Below are 21,214 nucleotides of genomic sequence, written 5' to 3'. Positions count from 1 at the left end.
CGGATAATATTTTTATTCCTTTTTATTCTCTTCGGGTTTTAAAGGTACTATATCAAAAACTTCCATTGCCTTGTCAAGTTCTTCATTTACGATCTTAGCATAGACCTGGGTTTCCTTGATACTTGCATGGCCCAATAATTTTGAAACGTACTCTATCCTGATGCCCTTACGAAGCGCCCGGGTAGCAAAAGTATGACGGCTTGTATGAAAGCTCAAATGTTTCTTTATTTTTGCTTTTTTAGCAATTTTAATCAAAGCATGATTGGCCATGGTAGTGGCAGAAGACAAAGAATTAAGAAGCACCTTGGGCGATGAATAATCTTTGTCATTACGAAGGAAAGGGAAAATAAAATGCTCAGACTTGCTGTCTTCCTTTTTATAAATATTGATGATCTCAATAGCTTTGCCAGGCAATTTAATGTTTAACTGACGGTTTGTCTTGGCCATTATCAGATTAAGGCGTTCGCCATCAAAATTTTGCCATTTGAGTTGGAGAATGTCAGAAATTCGCAAACCACCGGCATACGTGGCAAAAACATAAGCATTGCGATAATCGCAGATATTGGTGCCCACCGGTAAATTAAGTTTTTCAATGGTTTCAAGTTCTTCTTCGGTAAGAAATTCCCTTTTAGATGGTTCATTCTTTAACTTGATCTTATAAAAAGGGTTATCATTACGCGTAATGATATTCTCATTGACGGCCTCATTGATGAGTTTCCTGATGACCTTAAAATTACTGGTGATGGTATTCTGACCATTTTTTTTCTTTTTCACTAAATAATCTTCATATTTTTTAAGAAAGGTATAATCAATTTCATTTATCATCAAAGGGGCATCATTATTATATTTCTTCAATTTATCAACAACCGTTTTTACTTTCTTATACACACCGTAACTTCTGGAGTTTTCATACATTGTAATAAATTTCTGTGCATAGATAAAGAAATCCGTTGGCGGCTTTCCCATAATGTCTTCCTTTATCTTTTTGGAAGTAATGAATTTTGTTCCCTTATCCAGATCAAGGCTTAGTGTCTCAGCTTCGAGAACTTTTTTAGCAATGTACTTATTCAAATACCCTGAATTATAATGTTTTTTGGTCACTCTGGATTTACCTTCATCCCATTCTTCTTTTTTAAGTAAAATACCCAAGGCCACATATTTTGGTTTGCGGTCCTTAATAATTCTTAAATATAAGGGCGCCTGTTTACTATTATTTGTTTTTTCAGATTTTCTGATTACCTTGACTGTAGCCATTTTCGTTGATTTTCTACAAAGATACAAAAAAAAATAAGGGGTAAAACAAAAGGGTAAAACATTTTCAACATTTTATCCACTTTTTGGTTCTTTCGGTGATTTTGCAAAATTGCCAAAAGCCTTGATATATAAGAAAATTAATGTAAATTGAAAAAATATGGTGCAGTCATTAGAGTCCCCCCGGGGTCACTACAAAGAGGGAAATGCCCTCTTTTTTATTATGAAACACGTATTTGCTGCGAAGTTTAACAAACTTCTCAGCAAATATATCAGGGTATTTTCACGTCCGATCTATATTAAAACAATATTACATACACATATGTAATATGCTAACTTTAAAACAATTAAAAAATTAAAAACATCTTTTAATCACATAATTTTTTAATTTATTCTTTTTATAATTTTAAACATATTGTACATTTGTAAAAAATACTTTTAACATATTATTAAACAAAATTTTTATGAAAACTTTCAAATTCATCTTGTCGTGCCTGTTTTGCATTATAATTTCCAATGTGTGCAAATTATCCCATGCACAGGAAGTGGAAAATCTTGACGGAGACCTCAGCATACTAAAAGAGCAAAAAATCATCACGGTAGAATTTGTATATGAAGGCATGAAAGTAGGTGATTTCACGGAAGAGCAATACCTGCAACAGAAACGTGCTTCATTCAGGAAAGCCCCTGATTATGATAAATTTGCAGCTAAGTGGGTTTCTGACAGAAAAGACAATTACGAGCCCAAGTTCATTGAACAGTTCAATACCGGAGTTAAAAAAATCGGCATAGAACTCAGCAAAGATGATGACAATACCGAATACACACTTATTGTTACTACTACCAAAACCGAGCCCGGTTATTATGCCGGTGCCGGAGGCACCAACAGGGACACATACATTAACCTTACTTTCAGCATCGTAAAAACTTCTGATAACAGCCAGGTGAAAGCAACATTTGAAATGTCAGATGTGACTGGTATAGCTCAGAACAATGCAGAGATGAAAGATATGCAGCTGAAAATTAAAAATGCATACGGAATTGCAGGATTTAAAGTGGGAAGGTTTTTCGTAAAGCATTGCAAATAGAGCATTACAACACTCCCAGCAACATTTCAGTCCATAGTACTCCTAAAGATATAATAAAGGTTAATAATGTTGTGATGATGCCTGCCTTAAAAAATTCGAAAAACTTTATTTTGATATTGTAATTTTTTGCCGATTCAATCACAATCAGGTTTGCCATGGCGCCAATGATGGTTGCATTACCTGCCAGTGTTGATGCCGAGGCCAGTGCCAGCCATAATACATCGGAATGTATGCTTTTCATCAGTGGCAATATCGCAATGGTGAACGGAACATTGCTGACTATTTGTGAAGCGACAAACGAAATACCATGCAGCGTTAAAACTCCAGACATATTATCTGCAAGCGGGTTTGAAGATACAAGATAAGCCATCAGCCCTGCATTTTCGACAGCTTTCACCACAATAAATAAAGATACAAAAAACAAAAGCAACACCCAGTCAACTTCCTTAATAATTTTTGATGGTTTTATTTTCCCGAAAATCAGAATAAGTGAACCTCCTATGAGCGCTATCATCGGGATGGATATATTCAGATAATGCCCTGTAAAAAACAAAATTAAAACCGTGAAAAAAATCGGGACAGACACTCTCATGGATTTAAAATTATAGTCAAATTTGTCTCCCGAAATTTTCAAAGGCGTTTTATTGCTGAAGTTTGCCGGATATAACATCCTTACAACAAATACAATTACACTCATACTTAGAAATGCCACCGGTAATAAATGCAGGAGAAAAAGCCCATAAGGTATCTGTGAATTCATGCCAATAATCATGTTTTGAGGGTTGCCGGTTATCGTCATCACGCTGCCTGCATTGGAAGCCAGAATCTCAGCAATCAAAAAAGGGAGAGGGTTTATTTTGTAAGAAGAGCATATCATGATTATTACGGGAGTAAACAACAACACTACAGCATCGTTCACCATAAAAGCGCTGGAGATGCCCGTTACAAAAGTTATAATTACCAAAAGACGAAACTGGTTTTTTGCAAAAGCCATCGTTTTGTGTGCTATGAGCGAAAAAAAACCGTCGAGTTTCAAAGTAGTAATAATAATCATCGTGCCCAGCAAGAGCGTGATGGTATTAAAATCAATGGCGAACATCGCTTCTTCGAAACTTATCACGCCAAACAATATCATCGCCACTGCACCGAAAAAAGCTGCCGAAGGCCGGTCAATATTTATCCATGGCAAACGCGTAAAGATTATCCCGATATAGGTAATACCAAAAATGATTAAGGTTATAATTTGAATCTGGTTCATTTGTTCGAATGGTTAACATTTTCAATCCACGCTCCTGCCCTTCTTGTTACATAATATGGAATACCCAGGTTGTTACATTCCTGTATCCATTTTTCAATATTTCTTACTGAATTTGAAGCATCCATAATGAGAAGCTTAAATTTATATTGCTTCATAATGTCTTCAATTTTCATATCCACATTCTGCAGCAGAAGCAAATAATCAAGCGTTATGAGCTTAGTGTTAAAAACCGTCTTGCTAATAAAACCAAGCTTTTTCCCTGCAAAATAAACAAAACCGGCTTTTTTATAAAAAGTATTTTTCTTTGAATCTTCGTATGAAGCATTCAGCATAATGGGTGTTACCTCATCAACCTTTAGGTGCACCCTTTCATTGTAAATATGAAACGCCTGTTTTTTTGCATCGTTCAGTAAGAGGGAATCTCCAACGAAAAAACATCTTTGGCCATCAACAAAATCCACAGCAGTATGTTTGTTGATATTGTAAACTACAATCAATTTCTGTTCCAGTGAATGTGCCTGGCGGAAAGAAACAAATATGAGCAAAATGAACAACACAGCCAAAGAGCCTGAGAATGCTTTTCCGCTTTTTTTATAGAGAAAAAAAGACAACATGATAATCAAGAGATAAATCAGTATCATTCCTGCAAACGATATGTAAATTGCATCGGAGACAGAATAAGGAAGTTTTTCAATAAAATCTACAGAACCATTAAGCAATTTTAATGAAAACACCAGCGCTTTTGAAATAAGGGCTGACAGCACAGGGACGGCACTCAACGCTAAAGCCGCAAGTCCAAGGTATATTACCAAACCTGAGAGCGGAACAGCTACAATATTTGCCAACAGAAAATAATTTGGAAACTGATGAAAGTAAAGCAAACACAAAGGAAAGGTAGCAAGTTGTGCCGCAAGAGAAACTGCAATCAACGACCAAACTTTATCAATAATCTTATATTTAGGGCTCCAGGCCTTATAAATAAAAGGATAAATCGTTACTATGCCAATCACTGCAAGGTAAGAAAGCTGAAACCCCACTGCCGTAATGATAAAAGGATTAAACAAAATCAACAACAGGGCAGATGCCGCAAGGGTATTATAAATGTTTGGAGGTTGACGAAATGCTTTCCCCACGATAACAAAACTGAACATGGCTGTTGCGCGCAGCACTGATGGAGACATGCCGGTTATCAGAGCATAAAGCCATATGCATAAAAGAAGAAGTATGGCTTTGGGAATTTTACCATGCCTGAATTTATCGAGAAACTGCAATAAAAAGTTCAGCACTATAAACACCACTCCGACATGCAATCCCGAAATACTAAGGATGTGCATGGCGCCACTGCCCTGATAACTCTTGATGGTTTCGGGGTCCAGGTTGTCGGTATTTCCCAGCAGCATGGCAGATATCACGGCATATTCGCTGCCTGAAATTCCCTCTTCAGATAGTATCTTCAAAAGCTTATCCCTGAGGCGATATGCAAAGCCGGGAATGCTGCCGCCTTCATCAACTGCAATCAGCAAATGAGTATTGCTTTTCACATAAGCCTGATAAAAAATACCACGATGAGCGAGATACTGTTTATAGTTGAACTCCATAGGATTGGCAGGAGGCATAACCTCTGTAAAAAATGCCTTAATCAGAAGTTTGTCACCGTATTTTAATTTTTCGGAGAATGAGTCTTTTTCAAAATATATCACCGCTTTTCCTGAAGTGCTTTTCCATCCGGTGCTGTCTCTTACATGATTCACTTCCGCAATCATCTTACATGACTTCTCTTTTAATTGGGGAGGCTCAGTTAAAGTGATTATCGCATAAGTGGGTTCTTGAGTATATTTTGCAAAAAAATCATTGTTATTTTCCGGAGCGCGCAGGGCTGCCACCTGATACCCTGCCAAAATAAAAAAAATTGTTATCAGCATACCCGTCAGCCAACGCAGCGAAAAGGCCAGCTTTTTCTGTAGGAAAAAAGTGAAGGCACTCATCAGCGCCAGCAACAAAAGGAATACGTATAGGGGAATTAAAATATGAATGCTCAAAACCACTTCTGTCAAAACACCGCACAAAAACGGCAACATCAACCGAATTAAAGGGTAGCGGTTCCAGAACATGAGTTTTTCAGGGGAAAGGTTAACAAAATTTGAATACCAAAAGCTTTAAAATGATTTTTATTTCTGATTTAAGTTCATTTAATCATCAGCTCGTCATAATTTACAACTTCCACGTCCTTATAATAAAATTTAATGATGTCAATAAAATTGTATCCCAGCTGTGCCATACGTATGGCTCCCTGCTGGCTTAATCCCACACCATGTCCATGGCCTTTCCCTTTAAAAATGAGATATGCGCCCTGATGTTCAATGGAAAACCATGTTGATTTAAGGCCAAGGTCAAAGCGAATTGTGCTCAGTAAAATGCTGTCGGAGAAAAAAACTTTTCGGTTTTCCTGTTTGAAATTAAGCGCATATTCTTTTTTAACAGGGTCATTCACGGGGTAATTAAAACGGCTTGACAAGTATTCAAGCCAGTTGTTCTGCAATATCTGGTACTCCCATGTTGACCCGGGCATTTTGATCGAAAACGTATCCGCAACAGCTTTGAGGTAAGAAGTAGGTATCTTCCAGATATCTTCGGAGTTGACAGTCATACCTCCCGAATTTGCATGAAATGCCGCAGAAATCATATTGTTACCTTTATCCACAATAACCTCTCCGGCAGTTTTATAGACAGAGGCAAGTATTTCATTGTTTTTACAGCGCCCATTGTATAGCTGGCAATGAATGCTGTCGCACAAATTAAAACCTTCTTTTGCGTGTTTTTTTATGTTGTTAAGGGCATAGGTGCGGCAGGTGATAGCCTGCACCTGAAAAAATTCATGGTCTTTAGAACTGCCGCCGCCTTCGGATTGCACCACGCCGGCCACATAATTCTCAAGCTCTACATGATTGGTCAGCAAAAAGAAACCATCTGCAGCTGTAAGCCTCAAATCGTCATCGTAACATCGTTCGGAGATGCCCTTATTCAGAGGCTTGATTTTAAAATTATTAAGCAAGGCGGTGCCGCTGATGTACAGAGAAGTAAAAGCGCCCAGGTATTTAGTACCCTTGCTCACCAGTATGCTATCATTTTTTATTTTGAATGTGAGTGTTTCATCTCTTACAATGTCGGTAATCATTTTATCGGCATCGAAAAGGGTGTATTTACCTGTAACAACAGTAAAATTTAATGCATTTATCTGATAAGAGGAGAAGATACTCACATCCAGAAAAGTGCCGGCTGTGCCAGCCAGCGGGAAATAAAACATCAAGGACAAAAGAAGCAATTTGATTTTTTTCATCTTCACAAAGAATAATACGAACTTATAAGCTACGGACAAAAATATAATTTTTATTGAGTTTGCCGGTATTTTTTTTTATAAAAAGAAAGAAATTGCATGTAATAAAAAAAGGCGATTCACCAATTGGCGAACCGCCTTAAATGTTTTCACAACGGAATAATCCTTATTGTGATTTGCTTCTAATTCAATTACAAAAATAAAAATAAAAATTATAGTTGCAAATATTTTTTTGTATTTTCATAACAAATTTTTAACGCATGAAAAAGATTTTAGGATTAGACTTAGGTACTAATAGTATTGGGTGGGCATTGGTGGATGCCGATGAAAAGAAGATTTTGGGAATGGGAAGTAGGATAATTCCGATGACTCAGGATGTTTTAGATACATTTTCTGGCGGGAAACCATTGGAAACGCAAACCGCAGCACGAACAAGTTATAGAGGAATCCGCCGTATCAGGGAAAGAAATTTACTAAGGCGTGAAAGATTACATCGAGTACTAAATGTATTGGGTTTCTTACCCGAACATTATGCTCAGAAAATAGATTTCGATAAACATTACGGCCAGTTTGTGGATGAATCTGAACCAAAACTGACTTATAACCGAGATTTTATATTTAAAAACTCATTTGAGGAAATGTTGAAAGATTTTAAACAATCGCAACCTCAATTATTTTACACAAAGACAAACGGAAAAGAAACAAAGATACCTTACGATTGGACGATTTATTATTTGCGAAAGAAAGCATTGAGCCAAAAGATTACAAAAGAAGAATTGGCCTGGATAATCCTAAACTTCAATCAAAAGCGGGGTTATTATCAATTGCGGGGTGAGGATGATGCAGATGCAACGAGAACCGCTCAAACAAGAATATACTTCGATACACAAATTATTAACAGCATTGTTGAAACGGGCTCAATATATAAAGGTTTGAAAGTTATACAAATCACTCTTGAAAATGGAGATATTGGCAAGTATTTTTCCAAAGAAGTACCTAATTGGGTTGGATTGCAAAAAAATATTATCGCAACAATTGATTTGGATAAAGATGGTAATGATAGGTTTGAAGATGATGGAACTTTAAAGAGAAGATTCTCTATCCCCACCGAAGAAGACTGGGAGAAAAAATGGAAACTCATAAAAATAAAAACAGAAAAAGAAATAAAAGATGCTGGTACAACAGTAGGTACATATATTTATAATAATTTACTCAAAAACCCTTCTCAAAAAATACGAGGCAAATTAGTTCGAACTATTGAGCGTAAGTTTTATAAAGACGAATTAATTGCCATTCTCAAGAAGCAGATTGAATTACAACCTGAGTTATTTACTGATGATTTGTATAACGATTGTGTACGCGAACTATATCGGAATAATGAGGCTCAACAACTCGTTTTGAGCAAAAGGGATTTTGTACATTTGTTTGTTGAAGATATTATTTTTTACCAACGTCCGCTCCGTAGTCAAAAATCTTCTATTGGCAATTGTTCGTTGGAATATCGAATCTATAAAAACAAAGACGGCAATCAGGTAAAGGAATATTTGAAAACTATTCCTAAATCCCACCCGCTTTATCAGGAATTTCGTGTGTGGCAATGGCTCTCGAACCTAAAAATATACCTGAAAGCAGATGATACAGATGTAACTGCTGAATTTTTAAGAAACTCGCATGATGTTGTCAATCTTTTTGATTTTCTGATGACACAAAAAGAGGTTGGACATAAAGATATTCTGAAACATTTGGTCAGCCCAGCATTAAAAGAGAAATTTCCAAGTGCTAAACCAACCGGCTTCAACAAGGAAGTTGAAAAAGAAATTGCAAAATATCGCTGGAACTATGTTTTTGACGATTCAAAAGAAGAAGATAACTCGAAAAAATATCCGTGCAATACAACCGGTTATGAAATCAGACGAAGATTGGAAAAAGTCAAAAATATTCCTGCCAATTTTCTGACTTCAGAAATAGAGCAACATTTGTGGCATATTATCTATTCAGTAACAGACAAGAAGCAGTATGAAAAAGCATTAGAAACATTCGCTGGCAAATATAAGTTGGACAAAAACTCTTTTATTGAAGAATTCAGGAAGTTTCCGCCATTCCCAAGCGAATACGGAGCTTATTCCGAAAAGGCTATTAAAAAACTTCTGCCATTAATTAGGCTCGGCAAGTATTGGAATTGGGATGCTATTGATACTAAAACGCAAAACCGAATTGAAAAGATTATTTCCGGTGAATGCGATGAAAGCATTAAAACCCGCGTCAGAGAAAAAGCAATAAATCTTACTGACAACACTCATTTTCAAGGATTGCCTATATGGCTGGCAAGCTATGTGATTTACGATCGCCATTCTGAAGCTGATATTGCCGGGAAGTGGAATTCTGCTGCCGAACTGGAACAATATCTTGAAAATTTCAAACAACATTCACTGCGTAACCCAATTGTTGAACAGGTGATTACTGAAACATTGCGTATGGTTAGGGATATATGGAAGCAATTCGGGCAAGGAGCGAAAGATTTTTTCAGTGAAATACACGTTGAATTAGGACGTGAAATGAAAAATACTGCAGAAGACCGTAAATGGCTAACAGAACAAGGAAGCAAAAACGAAGCTACAAATTTACGGATTAAAGCATTATTGTTGGAACTGAAAGAGAATGCAGACGGGAAATTACCGGTTGAAAATGTACGACCATACTCTCCATTACAACATGAAGCTCTGCGAATATATGAAGATGGAGTTTTAAATTCAATTACCGACCTGCCGGAAGATATTATCAAAATAAGCAAAACAGCCCAGCCAAGTAAATCGGAATTACAACGATATAAACTTTGGCTTGAACAGAAATATCGTTCTCCTTATACCGGGCAAATAATACCGCTTGTTCGTTTATTCTCGGAGGATTATCAAATTGAGCATATAATTCCTAAATCACGTTATTTTGACGACAGCTTCAATAACAAAGTGATTTGTGAGTCGGCAGTTAATCAATTGAAAGATAAACAGCTTGGATTGGAATTTATAAAAAATCATTTTGGACAGGAAATTGAATTAGGTTTTGGAAAAACAGCAAGAGTCTTAACAGAGGAAGAGTACAGAAAATTTATTAACGAATACTATTCCAAGAACAAGACCAAACGTCAAAATTTGTTACTGGATGATATTCCCGAGAAAATGATTGCACGGCAAATGAACGATACTCGTTATATCAGCAGGTACATTTCGGGTATACTATCGAATATTGTACGCGAGGAAAAAGAAGATGATGGTGTTAACTCTAAAAACCTCATTCCGGGGAATGGTAAAATTACATCGGTATTAAAACAGGATTGGGGGTTGAACGATGTATGGAATGAAATAATTTTACCTCGTTTTGAAAGGATGAATCGGCTTACAAACAGTACTGCCTTCACATATTGGAACGAGCAACATCAAAAATTCTTACCTGTTGACTACTCTCCAATTGATTCAAAAAGAATCGAAAAGAAAAGGATTGACCACCGGCATCATGCTATGGATGCTTTGGTAATTGCTTGTATGACAAGAGACCATGTAAATCTTTTGAATAATCAATCAGCAAAATCAGAGACCTCGAGATACGATTTGCAAAATAAATTAAGGCATAAAGTTAAGGAATCTTGGATTGATAAGAAAACAAACAAAGTAGTTGAAAGAGATGTTTTTAAAGAATTTAAAAAGCCATGGGATAATTTCACAATTGAAGCAAAGAATGAATTGGAAACTGTAGTAATCAGCTTCAAGCAAAACCTTCGCGTAATAAACAAAGCAACTAATAATTACCAAAAGTGGATTGAAAAAGATGGTAAAAAAGTAAGAGCAACCATTAAACAAAAAGGTATGAACTGGGCTATCCGAAAACCATTGCACAAAGAAACAGTTTCTGGTAAGGTAGATTTAAAACGGATAAAAGTTCCTAAAGGAAAAATTCTTACAGCTACAAGAAAAGATATTGATACTACTTTTAATTTAAAGTCCATAGAATCTATTACAGATACTGGCGTACAAAAAATCCTGAAAAACTATCTGGCATACAAAAACAATAGTCCGGAACTTGCTTTCACGCCAGAAGGTTTGGAAGAAATGAACGCTAATATCAAACAATTTAATGACGGTAAAGCTCACAAACCAATTAAAAAGGTCAGAATTTTTGAACTTGGAAGTAAATTCCCATTGGGTGAAAGTGGAAATAAGAAAGATAAATATGTTGAAGCAGCCAAAGGTACTAACTTGTTTTTTGCTGTTTATGAATCAAAAGATGGTAAACGGAGTTATGATTCAATACCTCTAAATATTGTAATTGAAAGGTTAAAACAAGGGTCACAAGCGATTCCTGAAATGAATGATGAAGGATTTACTTTGTCTGATTTCTTATCTCCTTTAGATTTGGTTTACATTCCGAAACAAGAAGAAATTGAAATGCCGCATCTTATTGATTTTCGAAAGGTTGATAAAAATAAAATAGAAAGAATGTACAATGTGAATGATTTTTCAGGTGTAACTGTTTATTTCTCTAAAAACTCATTTGCAAAAAGTATTTACCCCAAAGAAATGGATTTAAATTGGAATGAAAAAAAACAAAAGCTTTCTGGGTCATATGATGATAAAACTGCTTCATATGATCAAAAGTCAATAAAGGAGATTTGTATAAAAATTAACGTTGACCGCCTCGGCAATGTCTCACCAAGCATTCCATCAAAAAAATCAAATACAAATTCATACAACAGTAATAATCCTGCTGAAGAACCTGCTGCTCCATATACTTCAACAAAAAAAATCACAATTTCTAAATCACCTGATGATGTCGAAAATTCTCAACTCAATTACTGGGCGAAACTCACACCCGAAAAACGATTTGAAAGGTTCCTGGAATTGATGAACCGCTTTTACAAATTTGTTAAACCCGATTGGTCAACAAAAAAAATAATCCTTGATTTATGAATATAACACACCCTGCACATCAGGAAATGCTCGCCGCCTTGCTCGAATACAAGGTAGATTTTATCCTTGTAGGCGGATATGCCGTGATATTCCACGGTTATGTAAGAACTACCGGCGATATGGACGTATGGCTTCGCCCAACAGAAGAGAACAAAATCAAACTTATGGAAGTGTTTACACAATTAAAATTCAATCCAGGTGACATAAAAATTATTGAAAAATTAAACTTCAGCGACGTTGTAATATTTCATATAGGAGAGGAACCTGAGCGTATTGATTTTTTAACCCGCATTGAGGGGCTGAATTTTGATGAGGCCTTTAGCCGTAAGGTATTTCTTAAATTAGAGAATTATAAGTTTCCCGTGCTAATGTATGATGATTTGATAACAAGCAAAATAGTTACAGGACGGCTCAAGGACAAAGCAGATGTTGAACAACTCATTAAAGTGAGGAAAGATAAAAGATGAATTTATGCAATTCAAAAAAAATATTTTATGAGCCATAAAAAACAGCAAAAAGTATCCCCTGAAAACTACATAAAAAACTTTTCCAGAAACCTGCCCATTGACAAATGTTATATCAATGTAAACTGGCAGGAAATAGGACTTGCATCCATAATAGTTACCCGATTGCATAAAACAGGTAAATACACCATAGGAATTTTCCTTGTTGATATTTTTGCACTTGGCACCAAAGACAGTGCTTATAAATTCCATATTGATAAAAACGAAGTGGATGAAATAGTTGAAAAAGCAAATGAAGCTGAGATGATTGAAACAGACTATGTTTTGGTTCATAATATTATTTATGGCGCCAATGCTTTTGCAGAAGACAATGGCTTTAAGTTTTGTAAAGATTTTAATATCTCACAATATATTTTAGAAGAAGATACCGAAGACATAGAATTGATAGATATTGAATTCGGTAAAGACGGTGAACCTTTTGTAATCAGATAGTACTATTTTATTGATGCATTTTGAAACAGAACATATCTTCCACATTTATAACCAGGGCAACAACCGTGAAAAAATATTTTATAAAATAGAGAACTATTTGTTTTTTCTGAAAAAGCTGGAAATGCATGTTTTGCCTTATGCGGATGTGCTGGCGTATTGCCTGATGCCGAATCATTTTCATCTGATGGTGTATGTGAACGAGGTAATTATTGGAGAAACTGTCGGGGAAACTGCGCAAAAGCCATACGATAAAGATGGAGAAACTGTCGGGGTGACTGCGCGCAAGCCAAACGCAGGAGTCAGTCACCCCGACAGTAAGCGGAGGGATTTTAATTCTGCAATAGGCATTATGCTTCGCTCTTATACACGTGCTGTTAATAATCAGGAAAACAGAAGCGGTGGTTTATTTCGCGAAGAAACCAAAGCGGAGTGCCTTACAAAAAGTTCAGGTATTTCGCCTTCCTTTTTCAACACCAATCAGGGAGCATTGATTAATGTTCCGAATCCCGCAAAAGAGTATTCGCAAGTTTGTTTTAACTATATACATAACAACCCTGTTAAAGCAGGCTTGGTAAAGAAACCAGAGGATTGGGAATTTTCATCATACAACTCCTATTACAAAAATCAAAATGAAAAATTATTAATCTTCACAGGGCAAAAGAAAACGGATTGATATTTTAATTTATGATAAAAAGAACCCTTTATTTCGGGAATCCTGCCTATCTGCATCTTGAAAACAAAAACCTGATAGTAAAATTGCCACAGGTGGAAAAAAACGATGAATTACCTGAGAATTTCAAAAAAACACAAGGGACATCCATACCTATTGAAGACATCGGAGTAGTCATATTTGACGACAAACAGCTAACCATAACGCAGGCGCTGATGGCTGCATTACTCGACAATAATGTTGCGTTGATAAGCTGTTCTGAAACACATATGCCCTCCGGTTTGTTTTTACCTTTAGATGTCAACAGTGTGCAAAACGAAAGGTTCAGGGTGCAACTGGATGCAAGCGTTCCGGTAAAAAAGCAGTTGTGGCAGCAAACAGTTATTGCAAAAATACGCAACCAGGCGGCCCTGTTAAAACGTTATGGGAAAGATGTTTCGTGGATGCTGAAATGGGCGGGCGTTGTGCGTTCGGGCGACCCTGATAATTATGAAGCACAGGCAGCAGCCCATTACTGGCAAAATATTTTTCCGGCAAATCTGGGATTTAAAAGATTCAGGGAAGGAAGCCCGCCCAATAATCTGCTGAATTATGGCTATGCTATCTTAAGAGCTGTAGTTGCCCGGGGGCTTGTGGCAAGTGGCATGTTGCCCACATTAGGCATACACCACGAAAATAAATACAACGCCTATTGCCTGGCCGACGATATTATGGAACCCTACCGGCCTTTTGTGGACAGCATTGTTTGTGATATTGTATATAAAGGAAACGATTATTCGGAACTGACGAAGGAATTAAAACTGCAACTGCTTTCGATACCTGCCATGGACATTACTATTGATGGTGAAAACAGCCCGCTGATGGTGGGTTTGCAACGAACAACGGCTTCGCTATACAAATGTTTTGAAGGCGAATCACGCAAAATAATTTATCCTGAACTGATTTGATTATACTATAAAGATAATACTGTCATTAAAAATTAACTTTAATATTAATTACAATAAACGGTTCAGCTTTCGACAGGTTCAACCTGACCGTTTATATGTTTAATTAATAGCAGATTTTTTTATGTTAATTAAATTAAACCAATACCGTATCATGTGGGTGCTTGTTTTTTTCGATTTGCCTGTGGTAACCAAAAAAGAAAAAAGAGTAGCGGCACGTTTCCGCAAGGATATCATGGCCGATGGGTTTGCCATGTTTCAGTTTTCGATATATGTGAGGCATTGTGCCAGTGTGGAAAATGCCGAAGTGCATATTAAACGGGTAAAAAAATTGCTGCCCGAGCTGGGTCATGTGGGAATATTGTCTATTACCGACAAGCAATTCGGGAGCATGGAAATCTTTTATGGACAAAAACCTGCTGAAGCAAAGCCGCCGCCCCAGCAGCTGGAACTGTTTTAAAATAAACTGTCGGGGTGACTGCGCACAAGCCATACACACATATCAGTCACCCCGACAGTATCAAAAACAGAAATAAAAAAATCCCTCTGTTGGGTTAAAAAGCAGAGGGATTTCTTCATTTTTTTTAGCTTAAAAACAGCTTGTTTCCCTTGATATTATTGATATTTAAGCGCGGTATGCTGTTATCAATACTTCAAAGATAAGAATTAGAAAGCAAATCACAACTACTTCATTAAATTTATTAATATAATCAGTGCTGTTATCAATACTTCAAAGATAAGAATTAGAAAGCAAATCACAACTTAATTCATTCATTTATTTATTAATCTTAAGCTGTTATCAATACTTCAAAGATAAGAATTAGAAAGCAAATCACAACTGCCTATTTTATGCACTTTTCATAGCTTTTGCTGTTATCAATACTTCAAAGATAAGAATTAGAAAGCAAATCACAACTCTTTCAATTCGCAATTTCATAATCATTTTGCTGTTATCAATACTTCAAAGATAAGAATTAGAAAGCAAATCACAACATAAGTGTCATAAAAATAAATTTAAAAAAGCTGTTATCAATACTTCAAAGATAAGAATTAGAAAGCAAATCACAACGCCCGCCATACGTAAATTAAATTCTTATTGCTGTTATCAATACTTCAAAGATAAGAATTAGAAAGCAAATCACAACTATTGATTTCAAACTAACAATATCAATCGGCTGTTATCAATACTTCAAAGATAAGAATTAGAAAGCAAATCACAACTATCGGGGCATTGCGAAGCTTTGCCCCAAGTGCTGTTATCAATACTTCAAAGATAAGAATTAGAAAGCAAATCACAACATATTTTCTTATCTCGACTAAAAACTGATTGCTGTTATCAATACTTCAAAGATAAGAATTAGAAAGCAAATCACAACTGTATGAATGGAAAAGATTTATCTTACTTTGCTGTTATCAATACTTCAAAGATAAGAATTAGAAAGCAAATCACAACACAAGCATATAATATCTTTGATGGCGGTACGCTGTTATCAATACTTCAAAGATAAGAATTAGAAAGCAAATCACAACTGAAGAAAATAAAGAATGATTGAAGTTAAGGCTGTTATCAATACTTCAAAGATAAGAATTAGAAAGCAAATCACAACGCTATCTTTGCATTGTCGCTTTGTACCATGGCTGTTATCAATACTTCAAAGATAAGAATTAGAAAGCAAATCACAACAAAGTCTTCACGTTTGCTTTCTTCAACAGTGCTGTTATCAATACTTCAAAGATAAGAATTAGAAAGCAAATCACAACTTACAAGTCTGGGTTTCTATTCCCTGAACAGCTGTTATCAATACTTCAAAGATAAGAATTAGAAAGCAAATCACAACGTTTTCATGTGTATTATATTTTGGTTTATTGCTGTTATCAATACTTCAAAGATAAGAATTAGAAAGCAAATCACAACTATCAGGTTTTTTTTTATCGGGGCATTGCGGCTGTTATCAATACTTCAAAGATAAGAATTAGAAAGCAAATCACAACGAGGCAATCCACCCGCCACCAACGCCGCTGGCTGTTATCAATACTTCAAAGATAAGAATTAGAAAGCAAATCACAACATATTTCTTTACTGAGAGAGAGGTAGTCCTGCTGTTATCAATACTTCAAAGATAAGAATTAGAAAGCAAATCACAACCCACAGTATGTGGTTACTTCTAAAGAAATGGCTGTTATCAATACTTCAAAGATAAGAATTAGAAAGCAAATCACAACATATGCCTGTCATTTTTTTAACTCCTCAATGCTGTTATCAATACTTCAAAGATAAGAATTAGAAAGCAAATCACAACTGTCCTGTTCAATTATTGCACCAGTATCCCGCTGTTATCAATACTTCAAAGATAAGAATTAGAAAGCAAATCACAACAATGCAATCGCACGGGCACCTTTATTAGTAGCTGTTATCAATACTTCAAAGATAAGAATTAGAAAGCAAATCACAACGAGGGTCTTGTCTTTATCCCAAACCTGACAGCTGTTATCAATACTTCAAACCTGCCCGACTGTGTCACGCAGGCAAGGATAAGGATTAGAAAACAAATAAAATACAGGAAACAATTATAATTCCATTCTTCTATCAATAAACTTAATTGCTTTGCGACTTGTGGGTGGACTAATCATGAGGTTTAATTTGGCGGGGTCCATAATTTTTATTTCAGGTATCACACGCAACCTGGCACGAAAACGACTTTTAAGTTTTTCGGTAAATGCAGGATTGTTGCTTTTCAAGCCCACATAAATCAAAATATTGTCGGTGCCTATTTTATTGGAAGAAACTTCTACCTGATAATTTTCAATAGTGTCAAAATCGTCCAAAATGCTGTATAGTGCAGGTGGATAAAGAGTAGTGCCTTTGTATTTAATCATTTGCTGTTTTCGTCCAATGACAGGCCCGAGGCGCAGGGTGTTCCTGCCACAGGCGCAGGGTTCGCTGTGATGATAACATACATCGCCGGTTTTAAAACGCAACAGGGGCATGCCCTCCACGCCCAGGGTAGTTACAGTGATTTCGCCGGGTTCTCCTTCGGGAACAGGGTTGTTGTTATCGTCAAGAAATTCGGTTATGATAAGCTCCGGATGCAGATGCCCGCCGCAACTGTTTTCACATTCGGTAAAAGCAGAGCCCATCTCAGTAGAAGCATAGGTAGAAAACAATTTCAATGGCCATTTTGCCGTGATACGTTTTCCTAAGGTATTCAGTGAAAAATCAGCATTCCGCAAAGGTTCGCCAATGCAGACAGCACTGTTTAAAGAAGTATTTCTATAATCTATATTGTTGGCTTCAGCGAATTCAATCAGTTTTAGAATAAAAGAAGGCACCACTATCATGTATTTCGGTTTGTAACGAAAAATGGAATCCCAGTGCAGTTCAGGGACTCCCGAGCCTGCACGCACTATGCCCGCTCCCATCTTCCGCAGTCCGAGAAAATATGCCAAGCCCGCCATAAATCGCCTGTCCAGAGTAGTCATTATCTGTACCACATCATCCGGTTTCACTCCTGCACAGGCAAAAGACATGGCTTCGTTATAGGCAAGGCGCTCCAGGTCGTGATGGGTTGCCGTATAAGTTACCGGTTCTCCCAGGGTACCAGAGGTTGTCATGTAATCAATGATATCTTTTGAATGAACACAAATAAAATTCTTGTTATGTTTTTGTAGTTCGTCTTTGGTGGTTACCGGGATATTTTTCAGGTCGGCAAGGGTTTTAATTTTTGCGGTATTGATTTTGTTTTTGCTGAATAGCTGTTTATAATATTTTGAATACTGTAGCAAGTATTGCAATTCGGCACGAAGTTGTTTTTCCTGAAATTTAATAATCTCTGGCAATGACTTCTGCTCTATGGCTGGTAAAAATTTATTTTTTTTCATCAGGGAGGTATTGTTGTCTTAACATGTGTCGCAAAAGTTTCTGAACAATAATTTCCTTTTCTGCAGCCGTCAGCACAAAATTACTTTTTGAATAATTTTTATTTTCTTCAACATACTTTTTTACCTTCTGTTCAAAACCCGGAGTTAATTCAATGCCCAAATGTTTGTATGCTTCCAGGAGGGTTTCAATAGGATTTTTTATCATATCTTCATAACGTATTTCGGTGTAGGTTTCGGCAGGCAGTTGTTTTAAATCTTTTTCAACATTATCAAGTAAACTGCCTAATACTTCCGCCACATCAGCAATATCGGGATTCCTCCAACGGGCATTCAGGTTATTCTGCGCCCCTACTACCGACCACATGTTAAGCGTAGAAGGTACCACATGAAGCGGGTTGCGGTAGATGTGAATAAAGCGCGCAGCGGGAAACATTTCTTTTAAATGCTGTATCCTGAAACTGTGGTAAGGGTTTTTTATCAGCAGGCGGCCAGGTTTGTTCCACACTACCTTTGTGTAAAAACGTAAAAGTTGCTTTTTCCAGTTTTCGAGATTTTTTTCGCCATCGGGCAAAAAACCATATATTTTTTTTAGAAAAAAAGTTTCTTTTTCAGGGAATACCATGCCCAGCATAGGGGAAAATGCCGTGAGCCTCAACAAGGCAAATTCATCTTCCTGGGGCACATCCATATTTATTTTCATTTTGTCGAAAGGGCGTGTACTCCCAAGAAACATTTTCATCAAAGGTCTGAAATAAGGATAAGCACATTTAAATCCATCAGGATGAAGTGTCTGAAACAAACTGGTGGTTACAATGTTCTCATCAAGGCTCATCAGTTGGTGCAGAAATGTGCTTCCTGTGCGCCAATGCCCGATAATAAAAACAGGATTTTCAGGTTTCTCAGCCATTTCAAGCTGCCTGGCATAACGATTTTGTTCGAGCTTTTTAAAAAATGAAGCCCATAAGGCATTCTGTAACAGGAACAAAAACCGAAAAATATATTTTGGTTTATAAGAGATATTATAAGCCTTAACTAATTTCAATAAACTGTTGGTTTCAATACCCGCAAGGAGGTAAGAATTCTTCATTACGCAAAAAAATTTTCACACAGTTTTTCCTGAAATAAACTCCGCCATGCTGTCCACGGTGTTTAATATGTTTCTTGCGAGATTCTGGTCATCAAGGCGTACGCCAAATTTACGTTGTATGGCCATGATGAGTTCTATGCCATCAATGGAATCGAGTGTAATGGTATTTTCGCCTGTAAATAATGACTTATCGTTGAGAATTTCTTCCGGGTTAACGTCTTTAATGTTAAGTGTTTCAACAATCATTTGTTTTATCTGCAATTTCATATCATCATTAATGTCCATAGAATAGTTTTTAATAGTTGGTACAAAAATATTTATTTTTTTATAAATCTGTTTACTTTTCTAAGTACGGGCATTAAAACCAAAAGTACATAGTAACTAAATATATTTTTGCCGAGTTTTTGTTTATTTGTGTATGGATACAGACGTTTTTTGCCTGTACCGGCAACTAAAAAACAAACGTACAAAAGTTATATTATGCTTTAATTTGTGTTTAATTTTTTGACCGGATACAAGCATAAGTAGTTTAATTGCTTTAATTTTTGAGCAAATATAAGCAAAATAAGCCCATTTTGCAGCAAAAAACCTACCGTATTATAATTGGTATTATAAAACCGCTTAAAAACCGTTAAACTGCCCGTATATGACTGCAATAAGAACAAACAATTAGAATTAGAGCTGTGAAAATAATGTACATTTGGTTTTGAAAATTTGTACATTTGGTTTTTGTGATTATATAAGATTAAAAAATTTACTTATTTTGCATTAAAAATATTCTAACTTTGAATAAAAAATTCAAGATTAAACCCCAAAAATATAATTATGTCAAACTCAATCAAGGGAACAAAAACAGAGCAGAACCTGCTGAAATCATTTGCAGGAGAATCACAGGCGCGCAACCGCTATGAATTTTTTGCCAGTGTGGCGCGAAAAGAAGGTTACGAACAGATAGCCAATATTTTTATGGAGACTGCCTTGCAGGAAAAAGAACATGCCAAACGTTTCTTTAAATTTCTTGAAGGCGGCATGACAGAAATAACCGCAGCTTACCCTGCCGGAATAATTGGAACGACTATGGAAAATCTGAAAGCTGCTGCCGAAGGCGAGCATGAAGAATGGGCCGATCTGTATCCTCATTTTGCCGAAGTGGCTGCGGAAGAGGGGTTCAAAGATGTTGCCACGGCATTTAAGATGATAGCCAAGGTGGAAGCCGAGCACGAAAAGAGATACCTGAAGCTTCTTCAGAACCTCTCGGAAGACAAAGTGTTTGTGAAAGACGGCAAGGTGTTCTGGAAATGCCTCAACTGCGGATATATCTATGAATCGGTTAAAGCGCTGGAAACCTGTCCGGCTTGCCTGCACGCAAAATCGTTTATGCAGATAAAGGAAGAAAATTATTAATTAAACAAAAAAACCATTCACAGGGATAAAACCCGGTAAACTGCTTCAATAGCTTCGGCCAATTGGTCGGGGCTATTTTGTTAAATAAGATTTAGCAAATTAATGAACCATGAGATAAGTTGAAAAGTCCGTTTGTAAAAAAATTAAAAATTTACTACCCCATTAACTAATTAATAAATAAATTTATTAATTTTATTCAGTTTTATTTATAGACATCGATTTTTAATAAAATTTTGTCTTATGAAAAAAATTTTCACTTTAATCTATTTTTTTATCTGTTATGCATCCATTGCGCAGGATAAAAATTACACAATATTGTTTGAAAATGCAAACTACTTTTTTGAAAAAAACAATTATTCGGAAGCCTTGCCCCTGTTTTTAA

At 36.2% G+C, this 21,214-nt stretch carries 15 protein-coding genes and 1 CRISPR repeat array; of the genes, 8 read left to right on the top strand and 7 right to left on the bottom strand.

Annotation, left to right across the window (positions count from 1 at the left end; genetic code table 11):
• Positions 1 to 12: 12 nt before the first annotated feature.
• On the bottom strand, positions 13 to 1,254 hold the full coding sequence (locus tag M0R16_12055) for a site-specific integrase (GenBank protein MCK9613607.1): 1,242 nt from the start codon (positions 1,252 to 1,254) through the stop codon (positions 13 to 15).
• A gap of 461 nt (positions 1,255 to 1,715) precedes the next feature.
• Here M0R16_12055 and M0R16_12050 point away from each other — a divergent pair, with 461 nt between their 5' ends.
• Positions 1,716 to 2,339, top strand: a complete 624-nt coding sequence (locus tag M0R16_12050; protein ID MCK9613606.1) for a hypothetical protein — start codon at positions 1,716 to 1,718, stop codon at positions 2,337 to 2,339.
• A 4-nt stretch (positions 2,340 to 2,343) separates the two neighbouring features.
• Here M0R16_12050 and M0R16_12045 read toward each other — a convergent pair whose 3' ends face one another.
• From M0R16_12045 to M0R16_12035, 3 genes are all read right to left on the bottom strand, one after another.
• Positions 2,344 to 3,597, bottom strand: coding sequence for an SLC13 family permease (locus M0R16_12045; GenBank protein ID MCK9613605.1), 1,254 nt, complete (start codon positions 3,595 to 3,597; stop codon positions 2,344 to 2,346).
• Positions 3,594 to 5,708, bottom strand: a complete 2,115-nt coding sequence (locus M0R16_12040; protein MCK9613604.1) for a ComEC family competence protein — start codon at positions 5,706 to 5,708, stop codon at positions 3,594 to 3,596. The genes M0R16_12045 and M0R16_12040 overlap by 4 nt, the downstream gene beginning before the upstream one ends.
• A 74-nt stretch (positions 5,709 to 5,782) precedes the next feature.
• Positions 5,783 to 6,934 (bottom strand): SpoIID/LytB domain-containing protein, encoded by a 1,152-nt coding sequence (locus M0R16_12035; GenBank protein ID MCK9613603.1) that lies wholly within the window; start codon positions 6,932 to 6,934, stop codon positions 5,783 to 5,785.
• Positions 6,935 to 7,191: 257 nt separating this feature from the next.
• Between M0R16_12035 and M0R16_12030 the strand changes: the two genes are divergently transcribed.
• From M0R16_12030 to cas2, 6 genes are all read left to right on the top strand, one after another.
• A complete protein-coding gene (locus M0R16_12030) occupies positions 7,192 to 11,892 on the top strand; it encodes a type II CRISPR RNA-guided endonuclease Cas9 (protein ID MCK9613602.1) in 4,701 nt (1,566 codons plus the stop codon).
• A complete protein-coding gene (locus M0R16_12025) occupies positions 11,889 to 12,359 on the top strand; it encodes a DUF6036 family nucleotidyltransferase (protein ID MCK9613601.1) in 471 nt (156 codons plus the stop codon). The genes M0R16_12030 and M0R16_12025 overlap by 4 nt, the downstream gene beginning before the upstream one ends.
• 27 nt (positions 12,360 to 12,386) lie before the next feature.
• Positions 12,387 to 12,848: a hypothetical protein gene (locus M0R16_12020; protein ID MCK9613600.1), complete on the top strand. Its 462-nt coding sequence runs from the start codon at positions 12,387 to 12,389 to the stop codon at positions 12,846 to 12,848.
• A 13-nt stretch (positions 12,849 to 12,861) separates the two neighbouring features.
• The gene (locus M0R16_12015; protein MCK9613599.1) at positions 12,862 to 13,521 is read left to right on the top strand and encodes a hypothetical protein; all 660 of its coding nucleotides are present in this window, start codon (positions 12,862 to 12,864) and stop codon (positions 13,519 to 13,521) included.
• An 11-nt stretch (positions 13,522 to 13,532) separates the two neighbouring features.
• Positions 13,533 to 14,465 (top strand): type II CRISPR-associated endonuclease Cas1, encoded by a 933-nt coding sequence (gene cas1, locus M0R16_12010; protein MCK9613598.1) that lies wholly within the window; start codon positions 13,533 to 13,535, stop codon positions 14,463 to 14,465.
• A gap of 121 nt (positions 14,466 to 14,586) precedes the next feature.
• Positions 14,587 to 14,922: a CRISPR-associated endonuclease Cas2 gene (gene cas2, locus M0R16_12005; GenBank protein MCK9613597.1), complete on the top strand. Its 336-nt coding sequence runs from the start codon at positions 14,587 to 14,589 to the stop codon at positions 14,920 to 14,922.
• Positions 14,923 to 15,100: 178 nt separating this feature from the next.
• A CRISPR array of direct repeats spans positions 15,101 to 16,839; the repeat unit is 47 nt; unit sequence GCTGTTATCAATACTTCAAAGATAAGAATTAGAAAGCAAATCACAAC.
• A gap of 191 nt (positions 16,840 to 17,030) precedes the next feature.
• Here cas2 and M0R16_12000 read toward each other — a convergent pair.
• Genes M0R16_12000 through M0R16_11990 form a run of 3 tightly spaced genes read right to left on the bottom strand, consistent with a single transcriptional unit; the run spans position 17,031 to position 19,713 of the window.
• Positions 17,031 to 18,341, bottom strand: coding sequence for an AMP-binding protein (locus tag M0R16_12000; protein MCK9613596.1), 1,311 nt, complete (start codon positions 18,339 to 18,341; stop codon positions 17,031 to 17,033).
• A complete protein-coding gene (locus M0R16_11995; GenBank protein ID MCK9613595.1) occupies positions 18,328 to 19,428 on the bottom strand; it encodes a sulfotransferase in 1,101 nt (366 codons plus the stop codon). The genes M0R16_12000 and M0R16_11995 overlap by 14 nt, the downstream gene beginning before the upstream one ends.
• Before the next feature lie 15 nt (positions 19,429 to 19,443).
• Positions 19,444 to 19,713, bottom strand: coding sequence for a phosphopantetheine-binding protein (locus M0R16_11990; GenBank protein ID MCK9613594.1), 270 nt, complete (start codon positions 19,711 to 19,713; stop codon positions 19,444 to 19,446).
• A gap of 540 nt (positions 19,714 to 20,253) precedes the next feature.
• Here M0R16_11990 and M0R16_11985 point away from each other — a divergent pair.
• Positions 20,254 to 20,832 carry a rubrerythrin family protein gene (locus tag M0R16_11985; GenBank protein ID MCK9613593.1) on the top strand — a complete coding sequence of 193 codons (579 nt, stop codon included), beginning with the start codon at positions 20,254 to 20,256 and terminating at the stop codon, positions 20,830 to 20,832.
• Positions 20,833 to 21,214: the final 382 nt, after the last annotated feature.

This window comes from Bacteroidales bacterium (genome assembly GCA_023228145.1).
Lineage (GTDB): Bacteria > Bacteroidota > Bacteroidia > Bacteroidales > CAIWKO01 > CAIWKO01.
Note: the sequence above shows the minus strand (reverse complement) of the source record. Positions and strands in the feature narration are given on the sequence as shown.